The 17,675-nt window shown below is 64.3% G+C and carries 19 protein-coding genes and 1 other RNA gene; 8 read left to right on the top strand and 12 right to left on the bottom strand.

Annotation, left to right across the window (positions count from 1 at the left end; all coding sequences use genetic code 11):
- Nucleotides 1-279 precede the first annotated feature (279 nt).
- On the bottom strand, nucleotides 280-1,236 hold the full coding sequence (miaA, locus tag IVB19_RS28580; protein ID WP_247820412.1) for a tRNA (adenosine(37)-N6)-dimethylallyltransferase MiaA: 957 nt from the start codon (nucleotides 1,234-1,236) through the stop codon (nucleotides 280-282).
- Between the two features lie 11 nt (nucleotides 1,237-1,247).
- Here miaA and serB point away from each other — a divergent pair, with 11 nt between their 5' ends.
- Nucleotides 1,248-2,153 carry a phosphoserine phosphatase SerB gene (gene serB / locus IVB19_RS28585; RefSeq protein ID WP_247820413.1) on the top strand — a complete coding sequence of 302 codons (906 nt, stop codon included), beginning with the start codon at nucleotides 1,248-1,250 and terminating at the stop codon, nucleotides 2,151-2,153.
- Nucleotides 2,154-2,275: 122 nt separating this feature from the next.
- Here the strand turns inward: serB and IVB19_RS28590 are convergent, their stop codons facing one another.
- The 11 genes from IVB19_RS28590 to IVB19_RS28640 form a co-directional block, all read right to left on the bottom strand.
- Nucleotides 2,276-3,778, bottom strand: a complete 1,503-nt coding sequence (locus tag IVB19_RS28590) for a Do family serine endopeptidase (protein WP_247820414.1) — start codon at nucleotides 3,776-3,778, stop codon at nucleotides 2,276-2,278.
- 144 nt (nucleotides 3,779-3,922) lie between these two features.
- On the bottom strand, nucleotides 3,923-4,129 hold the full coding sequence (locus tag IVB19_RS28595; RefSeq protein WP_018454337.1) for a DUF2065 domain-containing protein: 207 nt from the start codon (nucleotides 4,127-4,129) through the stop codon (nucleotides 3,923-3,925).
- Nucleotides 4,130-4,200: 71 nt separating this feature from the next.
- Nucleotides 4,201-5,097, bottom strand: coding sequence for a protease modulator HflC (hflC, locus tag IVB19_RS28600; protein WP_018454336.1), 897 nt, complete (start codon nucleotides 5,095-5,097; stop codon nucleotides 4,201-4,203).
- Nucleotides 5,094-6,230, bottom strand: coding sequence for an FtsH protease activity modulator HflK (gene hflK, locus IVB19_RS28605; RefSeq protein WP_007600977.1), 1,137 nt, complete (start codon nucleotides 6,228-6,230; stop codon nucleotides 5,094-5,096). The genes hflC and hflK overlap by 4 nt, the downstream gene beginning before the upstream one ends.
- 153 nt (nucleotides 6,231-6,383) lie before the next feature.
- The gene (locus tag IVB19_RS28610; protein ID WP_247820415.1) at nucleotides 6,384-6,893 is read right to left on the bottom strand and encodes a dihydrofolate reductase; all 510 of its coding nucleotides are present in this window, start codon (nucleotides 6,891-6,893) and stop codon (nucleotides 6,384-6,386) included.
- The gene (locus IVB19_RS28615; protein ID WP_247820416.1) at nucleotides 6,893-7,378 is read right to left on the bottom strand and encodes a GNAT family N-acetyltransferase; all 486 of its coding nucleotides are present in this window, start codon (nucleotides 7,376-7,378) and stop codon (nucleotides 6,893-6,895) included. Before IVB19_RS28615 ends, IVB19_RS28610 begins: the two co-directional genes overlap by 1 nt.
- Nucleotides 7,379-7,383: 5 nt before the next feature.
- On the bottom strand, nucleotides 7,384-8,178 hold the full coding sequence (locus tag IVB19_RS28620; protein ID WP_007613362.1) for a thymidylate synthase: 795 nt from the start codon (nucleotides 8,176-8,178) through the stop codon (nucleotides 7,384-7,386).
- Between the two features lie 221 nt (nucleotides 8,179-8,399).
- The gene (locus IVB19_RS28625) at nucleotides 8,400-9,965 is read right to left on the bottom strand and encodes a tripartite tricarboxylate transporter permease (protein ID WP_018454333.1); all 1,566 of its coding nucleotides are present in this window, start codon (nucleotides 9,963-9,965) and stop codon (nucleotides 8,400-8,402) included.
- 7 nt (nucleotides 9,966-9,972) lie between these two features.
- Nucleotides 9,973-10,734 (bottom strand): tripartite tricarboxylate transporter TctB family protein, encoded by a 762-nt coding sequence (locus tag IVB19_RS28630; protein ID WP_085350264.1) that lies wholly within the window; start codon nucleotides 10,732-10,734, stop codon nucleotides 9,973-9,975.
- Between the two features lie 95 nt (nucleotides 10,735-10,829).
- The gene (locus IVB19_RS28635) at nucleotides 10,830-11,360 is read right to left on the bottom strand and encodes a chromate transporter (protein WP_247820417.1); all 531 of its coding nucleotides are present in this window, start codon (nucleotides 11,358-11,360) and stop codon (nucleotides 10,830-10,832) included.
- A complete protein-coding gene (locus tag IVB19_RS28640) occupies nucleotides 11,357-11,974 on the bottom strand; it encodes a chromate transporter (protein WP_247820418.1) in 618 nt (205 codons plus the stop codon). Before IVB19_RS28640 ends, IVB19_RS28635 begins: the two co-directional genes overlap by 4 nt.
- Before the next feature lie 84 nt (nucleotides 11,975-12,058).
- Here IVB19_RS28640 and ssrA point away from each other — a divergent pair.
- From ssrA to feoB, 7 genes are all read left to right on the top strand, one after another.
- Nucleotides 12,059-12,425: a transfer-messenger RNA gene (gene ssrA, locus IVB19_RS28645) on the top strand.
- 114 nt (nucleotides 12,426-12,539) lie between these two features.
- Nucleotides 12,540-13,055 carry an SspB family protein gene (locus IVB19_RS28650; protein ID WP_018454329.1) on the top strand — a complete coding sequence of 172 codons (516 nt, stop codon included), beginning with the start codon at nucleotides 12,540-12,542 and terminating at the stop codon, nucleotides 13,053-13,055.
- A 99-nt stretch (nucleotides 13,056-13,154) separates the two neighbouring features.
- Nucleotides 13,155-14,600, top strand: a complete 1,446-nt coding sequence (gene fumC / locus IVB19_RS28655) for a class II fumarate hydratase (RefSeq protein ID WP_247820419.1) — start codon at nucleotides 13,155-13,157, stop codon at nucleotides 14,598-14,600.
- Nucleotides 14,601-14,875: 275 nt separating this feature from the next.
- Nucleotides 14,876-15,064 carry a DUF4169 family protein gene (locus tag IVB19_RS28660; protein ID WP_085350267.1) on the top strand — a complete coding sequence of 63 codons (189 nt, stop codon included), beginning with the start codon at nucleotides 14,876-14,878 and terminating at the stop codon, nucleotides 15,062-15,064.
- A complete protein-coding gene (locus IVB19_RS28665) occupies nucleotides 15,061-15,315 on the top strand; it encodes a ribbon-helix-helix domain-containing protein (RefSeq protein WP_018454326.1) in 255 nt (84 codons plus the stop codon). The genes IVB19_RS28660 and IVB19_RS28665 overlap by 4 nt, the downstream gene beginning before the upstream one ends.
- 140 nt (nucleotides 15,316-15,455) lie before the next feature.
- Nucleotides 15,456-15,731 carry a FeoA family protein gene (locus IVB19_RS28670; protein ID WP_018454325.1) on the top strand — a complete coding sequence of 92 codons (276 nt, stop codon included), beginning with the start codon at nucleotides 15,456-15,458 and terminating at the stop codon, nucleotides 15,729-15,731.
- Nucleotides 15,732-15,751: 20 nt separating this feature from the next.
- Entirely contained in the window at nucleotides 15,752-17,623 is a 1,872-nt protein-coding gene (gene feoB / locus IVB19_RS28675; RefSeq protein ID WP_247820420.1) for a ferrous iron transporter B, read from the top strand.
- The last annotated feature ends 52 nt before the right edge of the window (nucleotides 17,624-17,675 follow it).

A 17,675-nucleotide genomic window follows, 5' to 3' on the forward strand; every position in this document is an offset into this window, starting at 1 on the left:
TCGGGAAATAAAAAAGGCCCCGAAGAGGGCCCATGCACACCGCCTGTCATGTGGATGGCAGCTAGCCATCCCCGGCGGTGTGCCTGGGTACGACGGCGATAAGGAGGTTGGTAATAATGTTACGCATGGCAGGTGCTCGGCTTCCCAAAGGTTGCGCGAAACATAGCGGCCAGCGCCCCGATGTCAAGGCAATGCGGCCGTTCCCGCGCGATTTTGGCAGTGTAGCGGTGTTCCCCGGATTGGGCGAGAGGTAAATTCGGGGCCCGAGGCACAAAAGGGTCAGCCGGGGTCTCGTGCCGCGTTCACGATCGCCGCCAGCCAGCCCCGCGTCTCCTCCGGCTTCACCCATTCGAATTGAGGCAATTGGTGCCGGAACCAGGTGAACTGCCGCTTGGCGTAGTGGCGGGTGTCGGCGCGGCCGATGGTCGCCGCCTGCTCCAGGCTGAGCTCACCGCGCAGATGCCGGATCAGGGCCGGCACACCATGAGCCTTCATCGCCGGCAGGAGCGGATCGAGGTTTCGGGCAGCGAGACGCTCGACCTCCTCCAGCGCGCCGGCACCTAACATAGCCTCGAAGCGGGCATCGATGCGCGCATAGAGCTCGTCGCGCTCGGGCGCGAGGAACACCGCGCGAAAGCTGTCCTTGGGGAGCAACGGCGGCTGGCCCTCATGATGCCAGTCCAGCAGTGAACGGCCAGTGGCTTCGACCACTTCGAGCGCGCGCGCAATGCGCGTGCGATCGCGACGGTTCAAGCGCTCGGCCCCCCGCGGATCGTAGGCTGCGAGTTCGTCGTGCAGCGCTTCGACGCCGTTCCGCTCCAGCCGCGCCCGGACGTCCTCGCGCACCTCGACAGGGATCGGTGGCACCACGGAAAGGCCCGCCGTGAGCGCCTTGAAATAGAGCCCGGTGCCGCCGATGAAGATCGGCAGGCGCCCTTCGGCTTTCGCCGCTTCGAGCGCCTTGGCCGCGTCGCTCACCCAGGCACCGGCCGAAAAATTCACGGCCGCATCGACATGGCCGTAGAGCCGATGAGGCGCCCGCGCCTCGTCGCCAAGGGTGGGGCGCGCGGTGATGATGCGGAGGTCACGGTAGACCTGCATGGAATCGGCATTGATCACGACCCCGCCCGCAGCGAGCGCAAGCTCGAGCGCCAGCGCCGACTTGCCGCTGGCGGTTGGGCCTGCGATAAGCACCGCCTTGCCAACATGCCTCCTGCCGACTTGGCCCTCGCTCACGAAAACCTCAAATGTCCCTCGTCGCCACGCTGATCTGCAACCCGAATAATCCCGCGCTCGACTCGACCATCGTCGACGGCGCCCGCGCCGTGCTGCCTCAGGCAGCTCCCGCGCACTGGCTGTTCGACGGGGTTGCAGTCGACATCCCCTTCGGTGCCGACAGTAACCTCGAAGGCGACCGTCACGCCATCGAGCAGCGGCTCCGCGAGCTTCGCGGCGACCTGCCCATCGACATCGTCGTGCAACCAGTCGGCTTCCGGCGCAAGAAGCTTTTTCTCGCCGACATGGATTCCACCATGATCGGCCAGGAATGCATCGACGAGCTCGCTGATTTCGTCGGGGTGAAGGCCCATGTGGCCGCCATCACCGAGCGCGCGATGCGCGGTGAGGTCGAGTTCGAGCCGGCGCTGCGCGAGCGCGTCGCGCTGCTCAAGGACCTCCCCGCCAGTGCCGTCGATGAAGTTCTGGCCAAGCGGATTACGCTGACCCCGGGTGGCCGCGAACTGGTCGCGACCATGCGCGCCCATGGCGCCTATGCCTGTCTCGTCTCCGGCGGCTTCACGCTGTTCACCAGTGCCGTCGCCGCAAGGATCGGTTTCCAGGAGAACCGCGCCAACGAGCTCGTCGTCCGCGACGGCAAGTTCACCGGCGAGGTGAGGGAGCCGATTTTGGGGCGCGCGGCAAAGCTCGCGACGCTGGTGGATCTGATGGAGTCGTTCGATCTCGACGACGTCGACTCGCTAGCGGTCGGCGACGGCGCCAATGATCTCGCGATGATCCAGGCGGCGGGGCTGGGCGTGGCGTATCATGCGAAGCCGGCGGTCGCGGCCGCAGCCGCGGCGCGGATCGATCATGGCGATCTCACCGCGCTGCTGTATGCGCAGGGGTATCGACGCGACGAGTTCGTGGAGGCGTAGCCTCCTCCTCTCCGCCGTCATGCCCGGGCTTATCCCGGGCATCCACGTTACGCTCGTCCGCATGGCAAGGCGTGGACGGCCGGGTCAAGCCCGGCCATGACGAGAGGTGAAAGCGAGCGCTCTTACTGCACGCTCAGCGCGACAAAACGCAGCTCGCCGTCGGCGTTCGACACCAGCAGCAGCACCGATTTCTTGCCGTCTTTCTTGAGCTGGTCGACCCGTTTCTGGATGTCGGCGCCGCTGGAGACGGCCTCCTGCGCCACCTCGACAATGACGTCGCCGGCCGAGAGGCGCTTCTCGGCGGCATCCGAATTGGCGTCGACATTGGTGACGACCACGCCCTTGACGCTGTCCTTGATCTTGTAGCGCGCACGCAGGTCCTTGCTCAGCGCGGCGAGATCGAGGCCGAGCGCCTTCTGTGTCACGGTCTTTTCAGGCGGAGGCTCGTCGGTCTTCACCGCGGCCTGCACCTTGTCGGCATCCTGCAACCGGCCGAGCGTGACCTTCTTGGTCTCCTCCTGGCTCTTGCGGATGATGACGACGTCGACCTCCTTGCCGACCGCCGTGTCGGCGACCACGCGAGACAGATCCTTCGGGTCCTTGACGTCCTTGCCGTCGAACTTGACGACGACGTCGCCGGGCTCGATGCCGGCCGGTTTGGCCGGGCCCTTGTCGTCGACACCGGCAACCAGCGCGCCGCGCGGCGGCTTGATGTTGAGGCTCTCCGCGATCTCGTCGGTGACGCTCTGGATGCGCACGCCAAGCCAGCCGCGGCGCAATTCGCCGAACTGGCGGAGCTGGTCGACGACACCCGCCACCGTCTTCGACGGTACGGCGAAGCCGATGCCGATCGAGCCGCCGGACGGCGAGATGATCAGCGTGTTGACGCCGATGACGTCGCCATCGAGGTTGAACAGCGGACCGCCGGAATTGCCGCGGTTGATGGAGGCGTCGGTTTGAATGTAGCTGTCGTAAGGACCTGACGAGATGTCACGGTTCTTCGCCGAAACGATACCGGCCGTCACGGTACCGCCAAGGCTGAAAGGATTGCCGATTGCGACCACCCAGTCGCCGAGGCGCAGCTTGTCGGAATCACCGAACTTCACCGAGACCAGCGGCTTCGACGGCTTGAACTTCAGCACGGCAAGGTCGGTCTTCTTGTCGACTCCGACCAGCTCGGCCTTGATCTTGGTCCCGTCGTTGAGAATGACGTTAATCTCATCGGCGTCCGCGATGACATGGTTGTTGGTGACGACGACGCCTGACGTGTCGATGATGAAGCCACTTCCAAGCGAGTTGGTCTTGCGCGGCGCCGGGCTGTTCTCGCCGCCCTTGCTGCCGCCGCCTGGACCCTTGCGGTTCTTGAAGAAGTCGTCGAAGAACTCCTCGAAGGGCGAACCGGGCGGCAGTTGCGGCATGGCATTGCCGCCGCCGCCCCCGCCCTTGGCTTCGACGGTCTGCGAGGTCGAGATGTTGACGACCGCGTCAATCACCTTCTCGGCGACGTCGGCGATGCCATCCGGTCCGCGCGCGTAGGCCGGTGTGCCGAGTGCGCTGAAAGCGCCAACGGCGAGCGCGGCCAGCCCTAAGCGCAAACGGGTCGGGGCAATGGTGGCAGCGGTCATTGTGATCTCCAGGAAACAAGGATTCGACGTCAAGACTGCGCTCGAACGGGGGGACGGCGCAAGCGCGGACCTTAACGGGCCTCAAGACCCGGATAATAAGGCGAAAACCGGTCCTTCGCCTTCACTTTGGCGTTGGTGCGACGGCTAAATTGGACGTCGCATAACCCAGATCAGGACCAGGCCGGCCACGGCCGAACCAATGCCGACCGCCCGCAGGACATTGTCCGGCGTGGCCATCGCGCTTTTCATGGCCTTGCGCATCCAGGCCGGACTTGCCGCGAACATCAAGCCTTCCAGCACGAACAGGATGCCCAAACCGATGAGGAAGTCGGCGAACGCAATGGACCTCATCGGATTGGAACCTCCCGTTGTGCTGTTCTTGTCTGGACGAAGGGCGGCCAGACCTGCCGCCCTTGTCTCACTTACGGCTTCGCTGGCGTCGTTGTCGCCGTCTTGCCGGACGGGTTACCAAAGAACCGGAAGAAATCCGAGTCCGGGCGCAGCAGGAAGCGGGTGTCGTTCGCGCGCAGCCCGGTCTCATAGGCCGCCATCGAACGGTAGAAGGCGAAGAAATCCGCGTCCTGGCCGTAGGCTTCGGCGAACAGACGGTTGCGCTCGGCATCGCCGACGCCGCGCGTCTGCTCGGCCAGCGACCTTGCATCCGCCTCGATCACGGTCGCCTCGCGGTCGGCCTTGGAGCGGATCTCCTGGGCCTTCTGGCCGCCCTGCGCGCGGAACTCGGCGGCTTCGCGCTCGCGTTCCGTCTTCATGCGCTGATAGACCGCCTGGCTGTTCTGCTCCGGCAGATCGGCGCGGCGGATCCGGACGTCGACGACCTGGATGCCGTAGCCGTCGGCCTCGTGGTCGAGCTGATCGCGGATGCGCTGCATCAGCTTCTCGCGGTCGTCGCGGACCACGTTGATGAAGGTGACCTCCCCGAGCACGCGGCGCAGCGCAGCGTTCAAGAGCGTGGTGAGCTGGATGTTGGCGGCCTGGATCGAGCCGATGCTCTGATAGAAGCGGAGCGCGTCCTTGATGCGGTAACGCGCGAAGGCGTCGACCACGAGCCGCTTCTGGTCGGACGCGATCGCTTCCTGCGACGGGTTCTCCAGATCGAGGATGCGCTTGTCGATGTTGATCACCGAATTCCACGGCGCCTTGAAGTGCAGGCCGGGAGCGGTAACGACGTCGACGGGCTTGCCGAACTGCAGCACGATGGTCTGCTCCGTCTGCGCCACCGTGAACAGGGACATGTAGCCCACGATCACGACGAGCAGGAGGCCGAGCAGCGTGACGATACCTGTGACCGGAGATCTCATCGGTTGCCTCCGGTCGTCTGCTGGCCGGTTGCAGGCGGCCGCTTGGCCGTCAACTCGCTGAGCGGCAGATAAGGCACGACGCCCTGGCCCGACTGGCCGCCGTCATAAATGAGCTTTTCCGAACCGCCGAGCACGCGCTCCATAGTCTCCAGATAAATCCGTTCACGCGTCACGTCGGGCGCCTTCTTGTATTCCTCGTAAACCTTCAGGAAGCGCGAGCTCTGGCCCTTGGCCTCGGCGACTGTCTGCTCCCTGTAGCCTTCGGCGGCCTGCATGATCTGCGCCGCACGCCCGCGTGCCTGCGGCACGACCTGGTTGGCATAGGTCTGCGCCTCGTTCTGCAGCTGCTCGAGATTGGCGCGCGCTGCCTGGACGTCGCGGAAGGCGTCGATCACCTGCGCCGGCGGGTCGACCTTCTGCATCTGCACCTGGCTGATCTGAATGCCGGCGCCGTAGCTGTCCAGGGTCTTCTGGATTAGTTCCTGCACGCCTTGTTCGGTAACGTTGCGCGCGCCGGTCAGGATCGGCTGGATCTGCGAGCGGCCGATCACCTCGCGCATCGCGCTCTCGGCGACCGCCTTCACGGTGCCTTCGGGATTCTGGATGTTGAAGAGGAAATCGCCGACTCCGTTGGGCTTGATGCGCCAGAGCACGGTGAAGTCGACGTCGACGATGTTCTCGTCGCCGGTCAGCATCAGGCTCTCTTCCGGCACGTCACGAATGGAGCGGCCGCGCCGCGCCGGGTCGTCGATCAGCGTCATGCCGATGGAGATGGTGGAGACACGCAATGCCTTTGGCAGCAGCACTGTCTCGATCGGATAGGGCAGATGGTAGTTCAGGCCGGGCTCCACGGTGCGGACATGCTTGCCGAAGCGCAGCACGACGCCAAGCTCTTCGGACTGCACCCGGAAGAAGCCCGACAGCAGCCAGAACGCGACGATCAGCAGCACGATCAGCGTGATGCCGATGCCAGAGAAATAGCCACCCGGCATGATCTGCTGGAGGCGATCCTGACCGCGCCGCAGAAGATCTTCCAGATCCGGCGGCCTTGGCCCGACCGGTTGCGGGCCGTTGCCCCATGGTCCCTTCGGACCCGAGCCCCATGGGCCACCGCCCTGATTCTTCCACGGCATTCGACGCTCTCCTCGGCAGGGTGAAATTGCCCCCGCCCGCTTTGTCCGGTCCGGCTTTATAGGGGACAGGCAGGTCCCTTACAACGCAGCCCTCGCCGCCCTCCGAGCTAAGCTTGGGGGCAGAAAAGTCAATGTTAACATTGGCAAATGCGGTTAATGGCCCGCCCGCCGACGATATGTCACATAGGAGTAGTCGGCGCTGTCGTGGGGTCCGGCAGGATGATGGATGCGTTCAACCTCATCCCACTCTGCCCTGTCGATGTCGAAATGCGTGTCGCCTTCGGGGCGGGCATGCACTTCGGTGATCTCGAGGCGATCGGCGCGATCGAGCCATTGCCGAAAGATTTCGGCGCCGCCAATCACGGCGATCTCGGCGACCGAACGCCGCAGGGCATCGCCGCGCGCGATGGCGTCTGCGGCGGCAGTCGATGTCGTCACGATGGCGCCGGCGGCGCGATAATCCGCATCGCGCGTGACGACGATGTTGGTGCGGCCAGGAAGCGGCCGGGGCAGGGATTCGAAGGTCCTGCGGCCCATGATCACGGGCTTGCCAATCGTGAGCGCCTTGAAGCGCGCCATGTCGGATTTCATTCGCCACGGCATTGCGTTGCCGGCCCCGATGACGCCGTTCTCCGCGATCGCGACGACGAAGACGATCTCCATCAGGTCGCGCTCCCGGCAAGCCGCGTCAGCGACGGACCGGTGACGCGGCACAGCGTCCAGTCCTCCAGCATGATGGCACCGAGCGATTTGTAGAACGCGATCGACGGCGCGTTCCAGTCGAGCACCGCCCATTGCAGTCGCGACCAGCCGTTCTCGACGCATTCCCTGGCGAGGTGCACGAGAAGAGCCTTGCCGAGGCCCCTGCTCCGATGCGACGGCCGCACATACAAATCTTCGAGATAGATGCCGTGGCGGCCGCTGAACGTCGAAAAATTCGCAAACCACACCGCGAAGCCGACCGGCTCGCCGTTCCACTCGGCGAGGGCGCAATGGAGTTGCGGTCGTTCGCCGAACAGTGCGTCGGCGATGTCAGCCTCGGTCGCCTCGACCTCGTGCGAAAGTTTTTCGTACTCGGCGAGCTCGCGGATGAAAGCGAGAACCAGCCCGGCCTCACCGGGACGCACACGGCGGATGTTGAGCGACATCGACTTCAGACCGCGACCGCGGCCTTGATGTGCGGATGCGGATCGTAGCCGACGAGCTCGAAGTCCTCGTAACGGAAGGAGAAGATGTCCTTCACGTCGGGGTTGATCCGCATCACCGGCAGCGCGCGCGGTGCGCGCGTGAGCTGGAGCTTCGCCTGCTCCAGATGGTTGGAATAGAGATGGGTGTCACCGAACGAATGCACGAAGTCGCCGGGCTTCAAGCCCGTGACCTGCGCCACCATCATGGTGAGCAGTGCGTAGGAGGCGATGTTGAAGGGGACGCCGAGGAACACGTCGGCCGAACGCTGATAGAGCTGGCACGACAGCTTGCCGTTGGCGACGTAGAACTGGAACAGGCAGTGGCACGGCGGCAGGGCCATCTTGTCGACCTCGGCCGGATTCCAGGCCGAGACGATCAGGCGGCGCGAGTCCGGATTGCGCTTGATCATGTCGATCACGTTCGCGATCTGATCGATGCTGCGTCCGTCCGGCGCGGGCCAGGAGCGCCACTGATGGCCGTAGACGGGGCCCAGATCGCCATTGGCGTCGGCCCACTCGTCCCAGATGGTGACGCCGTTGTCGCGCAGATATTTGATGTTGGTATCGCCTTTCAGGAACCACAACAGTTCGTGCACGATCGCCTTCAGCGGCAGGCGCTTTGTGGTCAGCATCGGAAAACCGGCGGACAGGTTGAAGCGCATCTGATGGCCGAACACCGACAGCGTGCCGGTGCCGGTCCGGTCGGTCTTTTCGGCGCCGTCTGAAAGAATTCGCTCGAGCAGGTCCTGATACTGGTGCATGTGCGTGAGCCTTTGGGGAGGCGGCGAATTTAGCGGCCGCCCCCGCGCTGCGACAGCGGCGATTCGCCATCCATGCGCATTATACCCGGAAAAGTGAGCGCTCCCGGTGCAAACGACAAGGGGCGGAACTCAGCGTCCCGCCCCTTGTCTATCAGATTGATCCTGCTGGCCAACTTGCCGGCTTGGGTTCGGGTCACGGCGCGCCGACGCTGGCGGCGCCCCTAGTTTTCGGATTCGGTGAACACCTCGTCGCGCTTGGCACGCAACGCCGGCAGCACCGTGAGCACCAGGAGGAAAGCGGCGATGCCGAGCAGCACGGCCGACAGCGGACGCGTCAGGAACACGCTCCAGTCGCCGCGCGAGATCAGCAGCGCGCGGCGCAGGTTCTCTTCCATCAGCGGTCCGAGCACCATGCCGAGCAGCAGCGGCGCCGGCTCGAAATCGTGCTTGATCAGCCAGTAGCCGACCAGACCGAACACGCCTGCCAGGATGACGTCGACCGGCGCGTTGTTGACCGAGTAGATGCCGATCGCGCAGAAGATCACGATCGAGGGGAACATCAGCCGGTAAGGGACGCGCAACAGCCGCACCCAGATTCCGACCAGCGGCAGGTTGATGATGATCAGCATCAGATTGCCGATCCACATCGAGGCGATCATGCCCCAAACCAGCTCCGGCTGCTTCTGCATCACCTGCGGACCGGGCACGATGCCGTGGATGGTCATCGCGCCCACCATCAGCGCCATCACGGCATTGGGCGGGATGCCGAGTGTCAGCAGCGGGATGAAGGAGGTCTGCGCCGCGGCATTGTTGGCGCTTTCCGGCGCCGCCACGCCTTCGATCGCACCGCGGCCGAACCGCGACGGGTTCTTGGCGATCTTCTTCTCGAGCGTGTAGGACGCAAAGGACGCGATGACCGCGCCGCCGCCCGGCAGGATACCGAGGATCGATCCGAGCACGGTGCCGCGCAGGATCGCAGGCGCCGAGTCGATCAGGTCTTTCCTGGTCGGCATCAGGCCGGTGATCTTCTGCTGCACGAGGTCGCGGTTCATCTCGGCGCCGGCGTCGAGGTTGCGGATGATCTCGGCGAAACCGAACACGCCCATCGCCACCGTCGCAAAGCCGAGACCGTCGGCAAGCTCCGGAATGTTGAACGCCATGCGCGAGGCGCCGGTCTCGATGTCGGAGCCGACCATCGACAGCATCAGGCCGAACACGATCATCGCGATCGCCTTCAGAACCGAGCCCTTGGCCAGCACCACCGCAAAGATCAGGCCGAGCACCATCAGCGAGAAATATTCCGCCGGGCCGAACGCCAGAGCGAGCTTGGTCAGCGGCGCACCGAGCACGGCGATGAGCACGGTCGCTACGCAGCCGGCGAAGAACGAGCCGATCGCCGCGATCGCTAGCGCCGGGCCGGCACGGCCCTGCTTCGCCATCTGGTGACCGTCGATGGCGGTAACGACCGAGGTCGCCTCACCGGGAATATTGACCAGGATAGAAGTGGTCGAGCCGCCGTACTGGGCGCCGTAATAGATGCCGGCGAGCATGATCAGCGCGCCGACCGGCGGCAGTCCGAACGTGATCGGCAGGAGCATCGCCACGGTTGCGACCGTGCCGATACCGGGCAGCACGCCGACCAGTGTGCCAACCAATGCGCCAATCAGGCACATGAGGATATTGATCGAGATCGGGAGCGACAGACCGTAGAGCCACCAGGGTGACCACCAGGAGATCTGAAACACCACACCGAAACCAAGGCCCAGATTGTGGAAGAGATCGAACATCACACCCTCACTGAACCAGGAAGCGCGGGAACATCGGCATCGGCAGGCCTAGCACGTAGGGGAAGAGCAGCGCGCAGCCGAGCGTCAGGCAGGCGCCGACAATGAGCGCTTCGACCCAGCGTGTCTCATGCGTACCCATCGCCGCGATCATGAAGCTTGCGAACGCCGTTACCACCACCCCAAGCGGACGAATCGCCAGCGCGAAGAAGACGATCGAGAACATCACGAAGAGCGGCCCACGCCAGGCATAGTGCGCCATGCCGGGCCCGTCGGTCAGCAGCCCCGTCAACGCGATGCCGGCGCCAAGTGCGACGAGGAGCCCGCCAAACATCCGCGGCGCCGTGCCAGCGCCAAAGGAGAAGCCCCGCATCCCCTGCAAATCGCTAGAGGCCCACAGTGCGAACAAGGCGAGCGCCATCAGCACGATTCCGCCGACATAGTCCTGCGCGGACCTGATCGTCATGAAGAACGTGAGAATCGCCACCGCAAAGATCGGATAGGAATAGATCAGCGCCAGCAGCACATCGGATGACGCCTTCTTGGTGTCACCGCCGACCGCCCCGAGCAACGCGCCGGGCGCCCCCGCGAGCAGCGCAGTCGCGTGGCTGATCACGACGGCGGCCGGCCCGCGTCCAGCGCCCCAGCCAAAGATCGTCCCGAACGACCAGATGAATTCGAAAATCTGCGGCGCTATGGCCAGCAGACAAAAGCTGATCACCACCGAGGTGTTTCGGTTGGCTGTCGCCGAGTGGCCCATCGTATCGGCCATGCATGTCTCCTCCGCGACCCGTAAGCCACGAGCACTGTTGTTCTAATCGGCTGGAAATCGATGCCCCCGCCCGGATCCCTGCCTAGCCATTTTCATTACACAATGCCAGCAAAACCCAACAAGCCCCCGACGAGCAAAATCCATAGTGGATTGATGCGCGAGACGGATGCGACCACTGCAACCGTCGCGGTCAGAAGCAGCGCAGCAAGCGTACGATCGGTCGACTCGGCGAGGATCAGGGCGCTCGCCGCCATCAGGCCGATCGAGAGCGGAACCAGTGCAGCCTGGATCAGCCCGGGCCAGCGCGATTGGTTCGGCCGGTTGAGGAGCCGGCTGACATAATAGGCAAGCAACGCGGTGGGCAGGCACATGGCCAAGGTCGCCGCCAGGGCGCCGGGGATGCCGGCGACAGCATAGCCGATCAACGTGACGATAAGCACGTTCGGACCTGGTGAGAGCTGCGCGATCGCATAGGCATCGGCGAACTGCTTGTCGGTCATCCAGTGATGCACATCGACCGCGATGCGGTGCATCTCGGGCACCGCCGCCGCGGCACCGCCGACCGCGAACAGCGACATCAGACCGAAGGTCGAGATCAGCGCCCAGATCGGGTTCTCCGCGTTCATGCTGCTACCTTCCGCCGCATCAGGAAAGTGGCGCCGACGCTGACGGGGATCGCGACCAAAAGCACGGCCTGGAGCGGCAGGCGAAGGACGCCGATGGCGAGGAACACGCCCAGCATCAGGATGAGCGCCAAGGCGTCCAGCCGCTTGAGCAGCGGCGTCATCATCCGGAAGACCACCGCGATCAAGAGGCCGACGGCCGCACCGGAGATGCCCGCGAGGATGCGGCGCAGCACGTCCACATCGCCGAACCGGGCGTAGATGATCGCGAGCACCGTCATGATCAGCGTGGGCGGCAGCAACAGCCCTGCAAAGGCGGCAATGCCGCCGGCGATCCCGCGCAGCCGCGCGCCGAACACCATCGAGAGATTGACGATGTTGGGCCCGGGCAGGAAATGGCAGAGCGCAAAAGTCTCGTTGAACTCGTCCGCCATCATCCAGTGGTGCTGCTCGACGATGGCCTGCCGGGCGAATACCAAAACCCCTCCGAAGCCCGCCAGCGACATCCTGGCGAAGGCGAGGAACAGCGCGAGCAAGCCCGGCGGAACGGCGCTGGTGGCTGGACCGTCCGGCTCTTGAACTGGTTGTTGGGCGACCGGTGCGGAATCCTCGGACATGTCAGGAGCTTAGAACGGCGGCCGGCAGGCGGCCAAGCCTGCCGCGATCCTATCCAGAGGGAACCTCGGAATGATCGCTCGAAACACCTGTTATTTGAAACGTTTGCCCCCTATATTGGGAGTGTCGGTTCGCCGGCTATGGAAATAAACGGTCGTCGCAATAAACCATTCGGACCCGGGGGCGGTACCCGGCGCCTCCACCAAAGCCCACCAGCGGGCTGGCCCTGAAAGCGGGCTTTGGCGGGGGCGAAATAGGATCGACGAGGGCGTAAAGGGCGTTCTTTTTCCCGGTATTGTTCCGCCGTTATCGGGCTATGCAATAGTTGCCAACGACAACTTTGCTCCGGTTGCTCAGGCTGCGTAACGCAGTTTGAAAGACCATTCTGAAGTCCTAACGGGTTAAGCTCCGTTAGGCGGGGTTCGGAGGCACCTGGCAACAGAAGCCTCCACTTACCTCTTATTTCCTACCCCGCGGGGACTCCTGCTGACCCGTCAGGCGCGGTACTATTGCGACTTGGCGAGTCGGGCCGGCAGGGCCCAGCTCCTGCAATGCAACAGGACCACCATGGCGACCGATCATATCCGATACGACGTGCTGGCCCGCGACGCGTTGCGCGGCGTGTTGCGCAAGGTGCTGACCGACGCCGCGTCCCAGGGACTACCCGGCGAGCATCATTTCTTCATCACCTTCGTCTCGAAGGCAGAGGGCGTGAAGCTGTCGTCGCGCCTGCTGGCCCAATATCCAGAAGAAATGACGATCATCCTGCAGCATCAGTTCTGGGATTTGACCGTGCTCGAGGACCGCTTCGAGGTCGGCCTGTCTTTCGGCGGCATTCCGGAGCGGCTGATCGTGCCGTTCAGCGCCATCAAGAGCTTCCTCGATCCGTCCGTGAAATTCGGCCTCCAGTTCGACACCTCCGATGTCGCCGACGTCTCGGCCGAGACCTTGCCGGCCGCTCCCGCCCCGTCCGCGGTCGCGGTGGCCCCTGCCACTGACCCTGCGGAAGGCACTGAGGAGCCGGCGGCTCCGAACCAGGGCGGCGCCGAAGTCGTGCGATTGGATCGTTTCCGCAAGAAATGATCTAGATCGGACTGGCGCCGGTCGCAGGCGGCCAAACTCCCTATATAGAGGCACATGATGAGGCCGCGTGGCATTTCGCGCGGCGGAATGGATGTGCTCATGGCCAAAACTTCCCTCTCAAAGACTTCCCCCTCGAAGACCGACGGCTCCTCGCGCCCGGCGACCCGCACCGAGACCGACAGCTTCGGCCCGATCGAGGTCCTCGCCGATCGTTATTGGGGCGCGCAGACCGAACGCTCGCGCCAGAATTTTCGCATCGGCATCGATCGCATGCCGATCTCGCTCGTGCATGCGCTCGGGATCGTCAAGCTCGCCGCAGCGCAGTCCAACCAGGAGCTCGGTTTGCTCGACCAGCGCCGCGCCAACGCCATCATCCGCGCTGCGCGCGAGGTGATCGAGGGCAAGCTGGACGATCATTTTCCGCTGGTGGTGTGGCAGACCGGCTCGGGCACCCAGAGCAACATGAATCTCAACGAGGTCATCGCCAACCGCGCCAATGAGATCCTGGGCGGCGAGCTTGGCGCCAAGAAGCCGGTGCATCCCAACGATCACGTCAACATGAGCCAGTCGTCGAACGACTCGTTCCCGACCGCGATGCATATCGCGGCGGCAAGCCGCATTACCGCCGATCTGGTCCCTGCCCTTGGCGAATTGCTGCGTGCACTGCGCAAGAAGGAGAAGGAGTTCGCAAAGATCGTCAAGATCGGCCGCACCCACACCCAGGACGCGACGCCGCTGACGCTCGGTCAGGAATTTTCCGGCTATGCCGCGCAGGTCGAAAGCGGCATCGCCCGGCTCAAGGTCGCGGTGAAGGAGCTCTATCCGCTGGCGCAGGGCGGCACCGCCGTCGGCACCGGCCTCAATTCGAAGCCGCGCTTTGCAAAACTGTTCGCAAAGCACGTTGCCGGGATTACCAAGCTGCCGTTCACCAGCGCGGCCAACAAATTCGAGGCGCTGGCTTCGAACGACGCCTATGTATCGGGGCACGGCGCCATCAATTCGGTCGCGACAGGCCTGTTCAAGATCGCCAACGACATCCGCCTGCTCGGATCGGGTCCGCGTTCGGGCCTCGGCGAACTCATGCTGCCGGAGAACGAGCCGGGCTCCTCGATCATGCCGGGCAAGGTCAATCCGACGCAGTGCGAGGCGATGACGATGGTGTGCTGCCAGGTGTTCGGCAATCACACCGCGATCACGGTCGCCGGCAGCCAGGGCCATTTCGAGCTCAACGTCTATAAGCCCGTACTGGCCTACAACATGCTGCACTCGATCCGGCTGATGGCGGACGCCGCGCGCTCCTTCACCGAGCATTGCGTCAGCGGCATCCGCGCCGACGAGAAGCGCATCAAGGAACTGATGCAGCGCTCGCTGATGCTGGTGACGGCGCTCGCCCCCAAGATCGGCTACGACAACGCGGCCAAGGTGGCCAAGACGGCGCATGCCAACGGCACCACCCTGAAGGAAGAGGCGCTGCGGCTTGGCTTCGTCTCAAGCGAGGAATTCGACCGCCTGGTGCGCCCCGAGAAGATGACCAGCCCGGGATAAATTCCGAATTCCGATAGCCATCCGTAATGATACGGAGCCCTAGCTCCATTAAATGTAGGGCTTAAAGGACGGGATTTGATTACCGTCAATGTCGCGGCGGGATTGCGTGTTGCGCAGCCCCTCCGCCCCCACGGGGCGGAATTCATCGTTTGATGGCCCAAGGGTCGATTGACGAGGACAAGCGAATGGCGATCAAGTCTCATCGGGCGCAATGCGGCGCACAGTTTCTGAATGTTTCATCCTGCCCACGGAGGATCGGATGATGGAGACGCGACATGGCGAACGTCATCAACCTGAATCGTTTCCGGAAGCGCGCCGAGCGGGAAGCCACGGCGAAGCAGGCGGACGCCAACCGAACGAAGTTCGGCCGCACGAAGGCGGAGCGGTCGGCGGAGGAAACGCGCGCGGATCAGGCGAAGACGCACCTGGACCAGCACCGGATCGATCGCGAGGAGCAGCCATGAAGTCGCCCGTCGTGAAACGGTCGATCGTCGTCGCCGGTCACAAGACCAGCGTCAGCCTGGAAGAGGCGTTCTGGAACGGCATGAAGGAGATCTCCGGGCTGCGCAACATGACGCTGTCCGAGCTGGTCGGCGAGATCGACAGCAACCGCCAGCAGGGCAATCTGTCCTCGGCGATCCGCCTGTTCGTGCTCGACTACTTCAAGAGCCGCGCCATGGCCGCTATCCAGGCGGAAAAGGTCCCGGCCCAGTAGCCGTCTTTGCGCCGATCCTTGGTGCCGATCCTGGCGCCGATCGCCTCTGTCACGAAGCTGGTACTTTAAAATCACTCTAAGGTGCAGTTTCAGCGACCGAGCGCGCTTGACCTCGATGCCCTGCGTTGAAAATACAGGGCATGACCGACATCCATGATACGCGTCCGCAAATGCCGCTGGGCCTGGCCCAGCGCGGCTATACCGGCGTCATCCAGCACCTTTCCCCCAAGGACGCAGGCTCGGCGCTCTCGGACATCGAACTCGAGAGTCGGCTGATCGAGCTCGGCTTCGTCGAGGGCGCGCGGGTCGAGATCCTGCACGAGGGGTTGGTCGGCCGCGACCCGATCGCCGTGCGGGTCGACAGCATCACCATCGCGGTCCGCCGTCGCGAAGCCATGGCCATTATCGTCGCCTGAAGCGACCGGACCCCAATTCCATGGAAGCACCCCTGCTGCATCTCGCCCTGGTCGGCACGCCAAACAGCGGCAAGACCTCGCTGTTCAATGCGCTGACCGGCAGCCGGCAGAAGGTCGCGAACTATCCCGGCGTCACCGTCGAGCGCAAGGAAGGCTTCTTCGTCACGCCCTTGGGGCGCCAGGTCTCCGTGGTCGACCTGCCGGGCACCTATTCGCTGCGCGGACGGAGCCCGGACGAGGAGATCACCCGGGACTTCGTGCTCGGCAAGGCCACCGGCGAGATCTTGCCCGACCTCGTGCTGTGCGTGGCGGACTTGACCAATCTGCGCCTGACCATCCGCCTGCTGCTGGAGCTCAAGCGCACCGGCCGGCCGATGATCCTCGTGCTCAACATGTTCGACATCGCGACCCGCCGCGGTATCACTGTCGACGTCGAGCGGCTCGCCAAGGAGCTCGGCGTGCCCGTGGTCACCTCGATCGCGGTGCGCAAGGGCGGCACGGCCGACCTGCTGTCGCTGACCGACGAGATTTCGGCAAAGCTCGCCGCCGAGCCGGGAGAGAACAATTGGCGGGCGCTCAGCGTGGCCGACTTGCGCGCCACCCAGCGCGAAGCCGACCGCATCATCGCCGACTGCGTCAGCCTGCCCAGCCGGCCCGACACCTGGACGGCGCGGATCGACGCGGTCGTGCTGCATCCCGTCGGGGGGCTAATCGTGCTCGCGGCGATCCTGTTCGTGATGTTCCAGGCGGTGTTCGCCTGGGCGCAGCCGCTGATGGAGTTGCTCAATTCCGGCTTCGACTCCCTCGGCGAGTTCGTGCACGCGACCTTACCCGCCGGCCTGCTGCAGAGCTTCCTTCAGAACGGCGTGATCTCAGGCGTCGGCAGCGTCATCGTGTTCCTGCCGCAGATCATCATCATCTTCCTGTTTATCCTGCTGCTGGAAGATTTCGGCTACATGGCGCGCGCCGCGTTCCTGATGGACCGCATCATGGGCGGCGCCGGCCTGCACGGCCGCGCCTTCATTCCGCTGCTGTCGAGCTTCGCCTGCGCCATCCCCGGCATCATGGCGACGCGCGTGATCGACAACAAGCGCGACCGGCTGACCACGATCCTGATCGCGCCGCTGATGACCTGCTCGGCGCGCATTCCCGTCTACACGCTGATCATCTCCGCCTTCATTCCGGCCAAGGAGGTCTGGGGCTTCATCAACCTCCAGGGCCTCGTGATGTTCGGCCTCTACGCTGCCGGCATCATCAGCGCGCTGCTGGTCTCGTTTCTCATCAAATTCTTCATGCTGCGCGACTATGCGCCGGCGCCGTTCATGCTGGAGCTGCCGGACTACAAGATGCCGCGGCTGAAATCGATCGCGATCGGCGTCTACACGCGGGCCAAGATGTTCCTGCACCGCGCCGGCACCACGATCTTCTCGATGATGGTGCTGATCTGGTTCCTGGCCTCGTTCCCGCAGCCGCCCGCAGGCGCAACCGAACCGGCGATCGATTTCAGCCTCGCTGCGATCATCGGCAAGGCGCTCGAGCCGCTGCTGGCGCCGGTCGGCTTCAATTGGCAGATCGCGGTCGCGCTGATCCCCGGCATGGCAGCGCGCGAGGTCGCGGTCGCGGCGCTCGGCACCGTCTATGCGATCGAAGGCGGCAAGGAAGCGGCCGAGCAGATCGGCCAGGTGCTGGCGACGAAATGGTCGCTCGCGACCGCGCTGTCGATGCTGGCCTGGTACATCTTTGCCCCGCAATGCGCATCGACGCTGGCCGTGATCCGGCGCGAGACCGGAAGCTGGACCTGGATGGCCGTCACCTTCTTCTACATGCTGGTGCTGGCCTATGCCGCGAGCCTTCTGACCTACAATGTCGCGGTCGCGTTCGGGGCGGGGTAGGCCCCAAACAAAAAACTGCGAAAACAACCCCATGCACAGTAGACGGGTGTTG

This window comes from Bradyrhizobium sp. 187, assembly GCF_023101005.1.
GTDB classification, from domain to species: Bacteria; Pseudomonadota; Alphaproteobacteria; order Rhizobiales; family Xanthobacteraceae; genus Bradyrhizobium; species Bradyrhizobium canariense_D.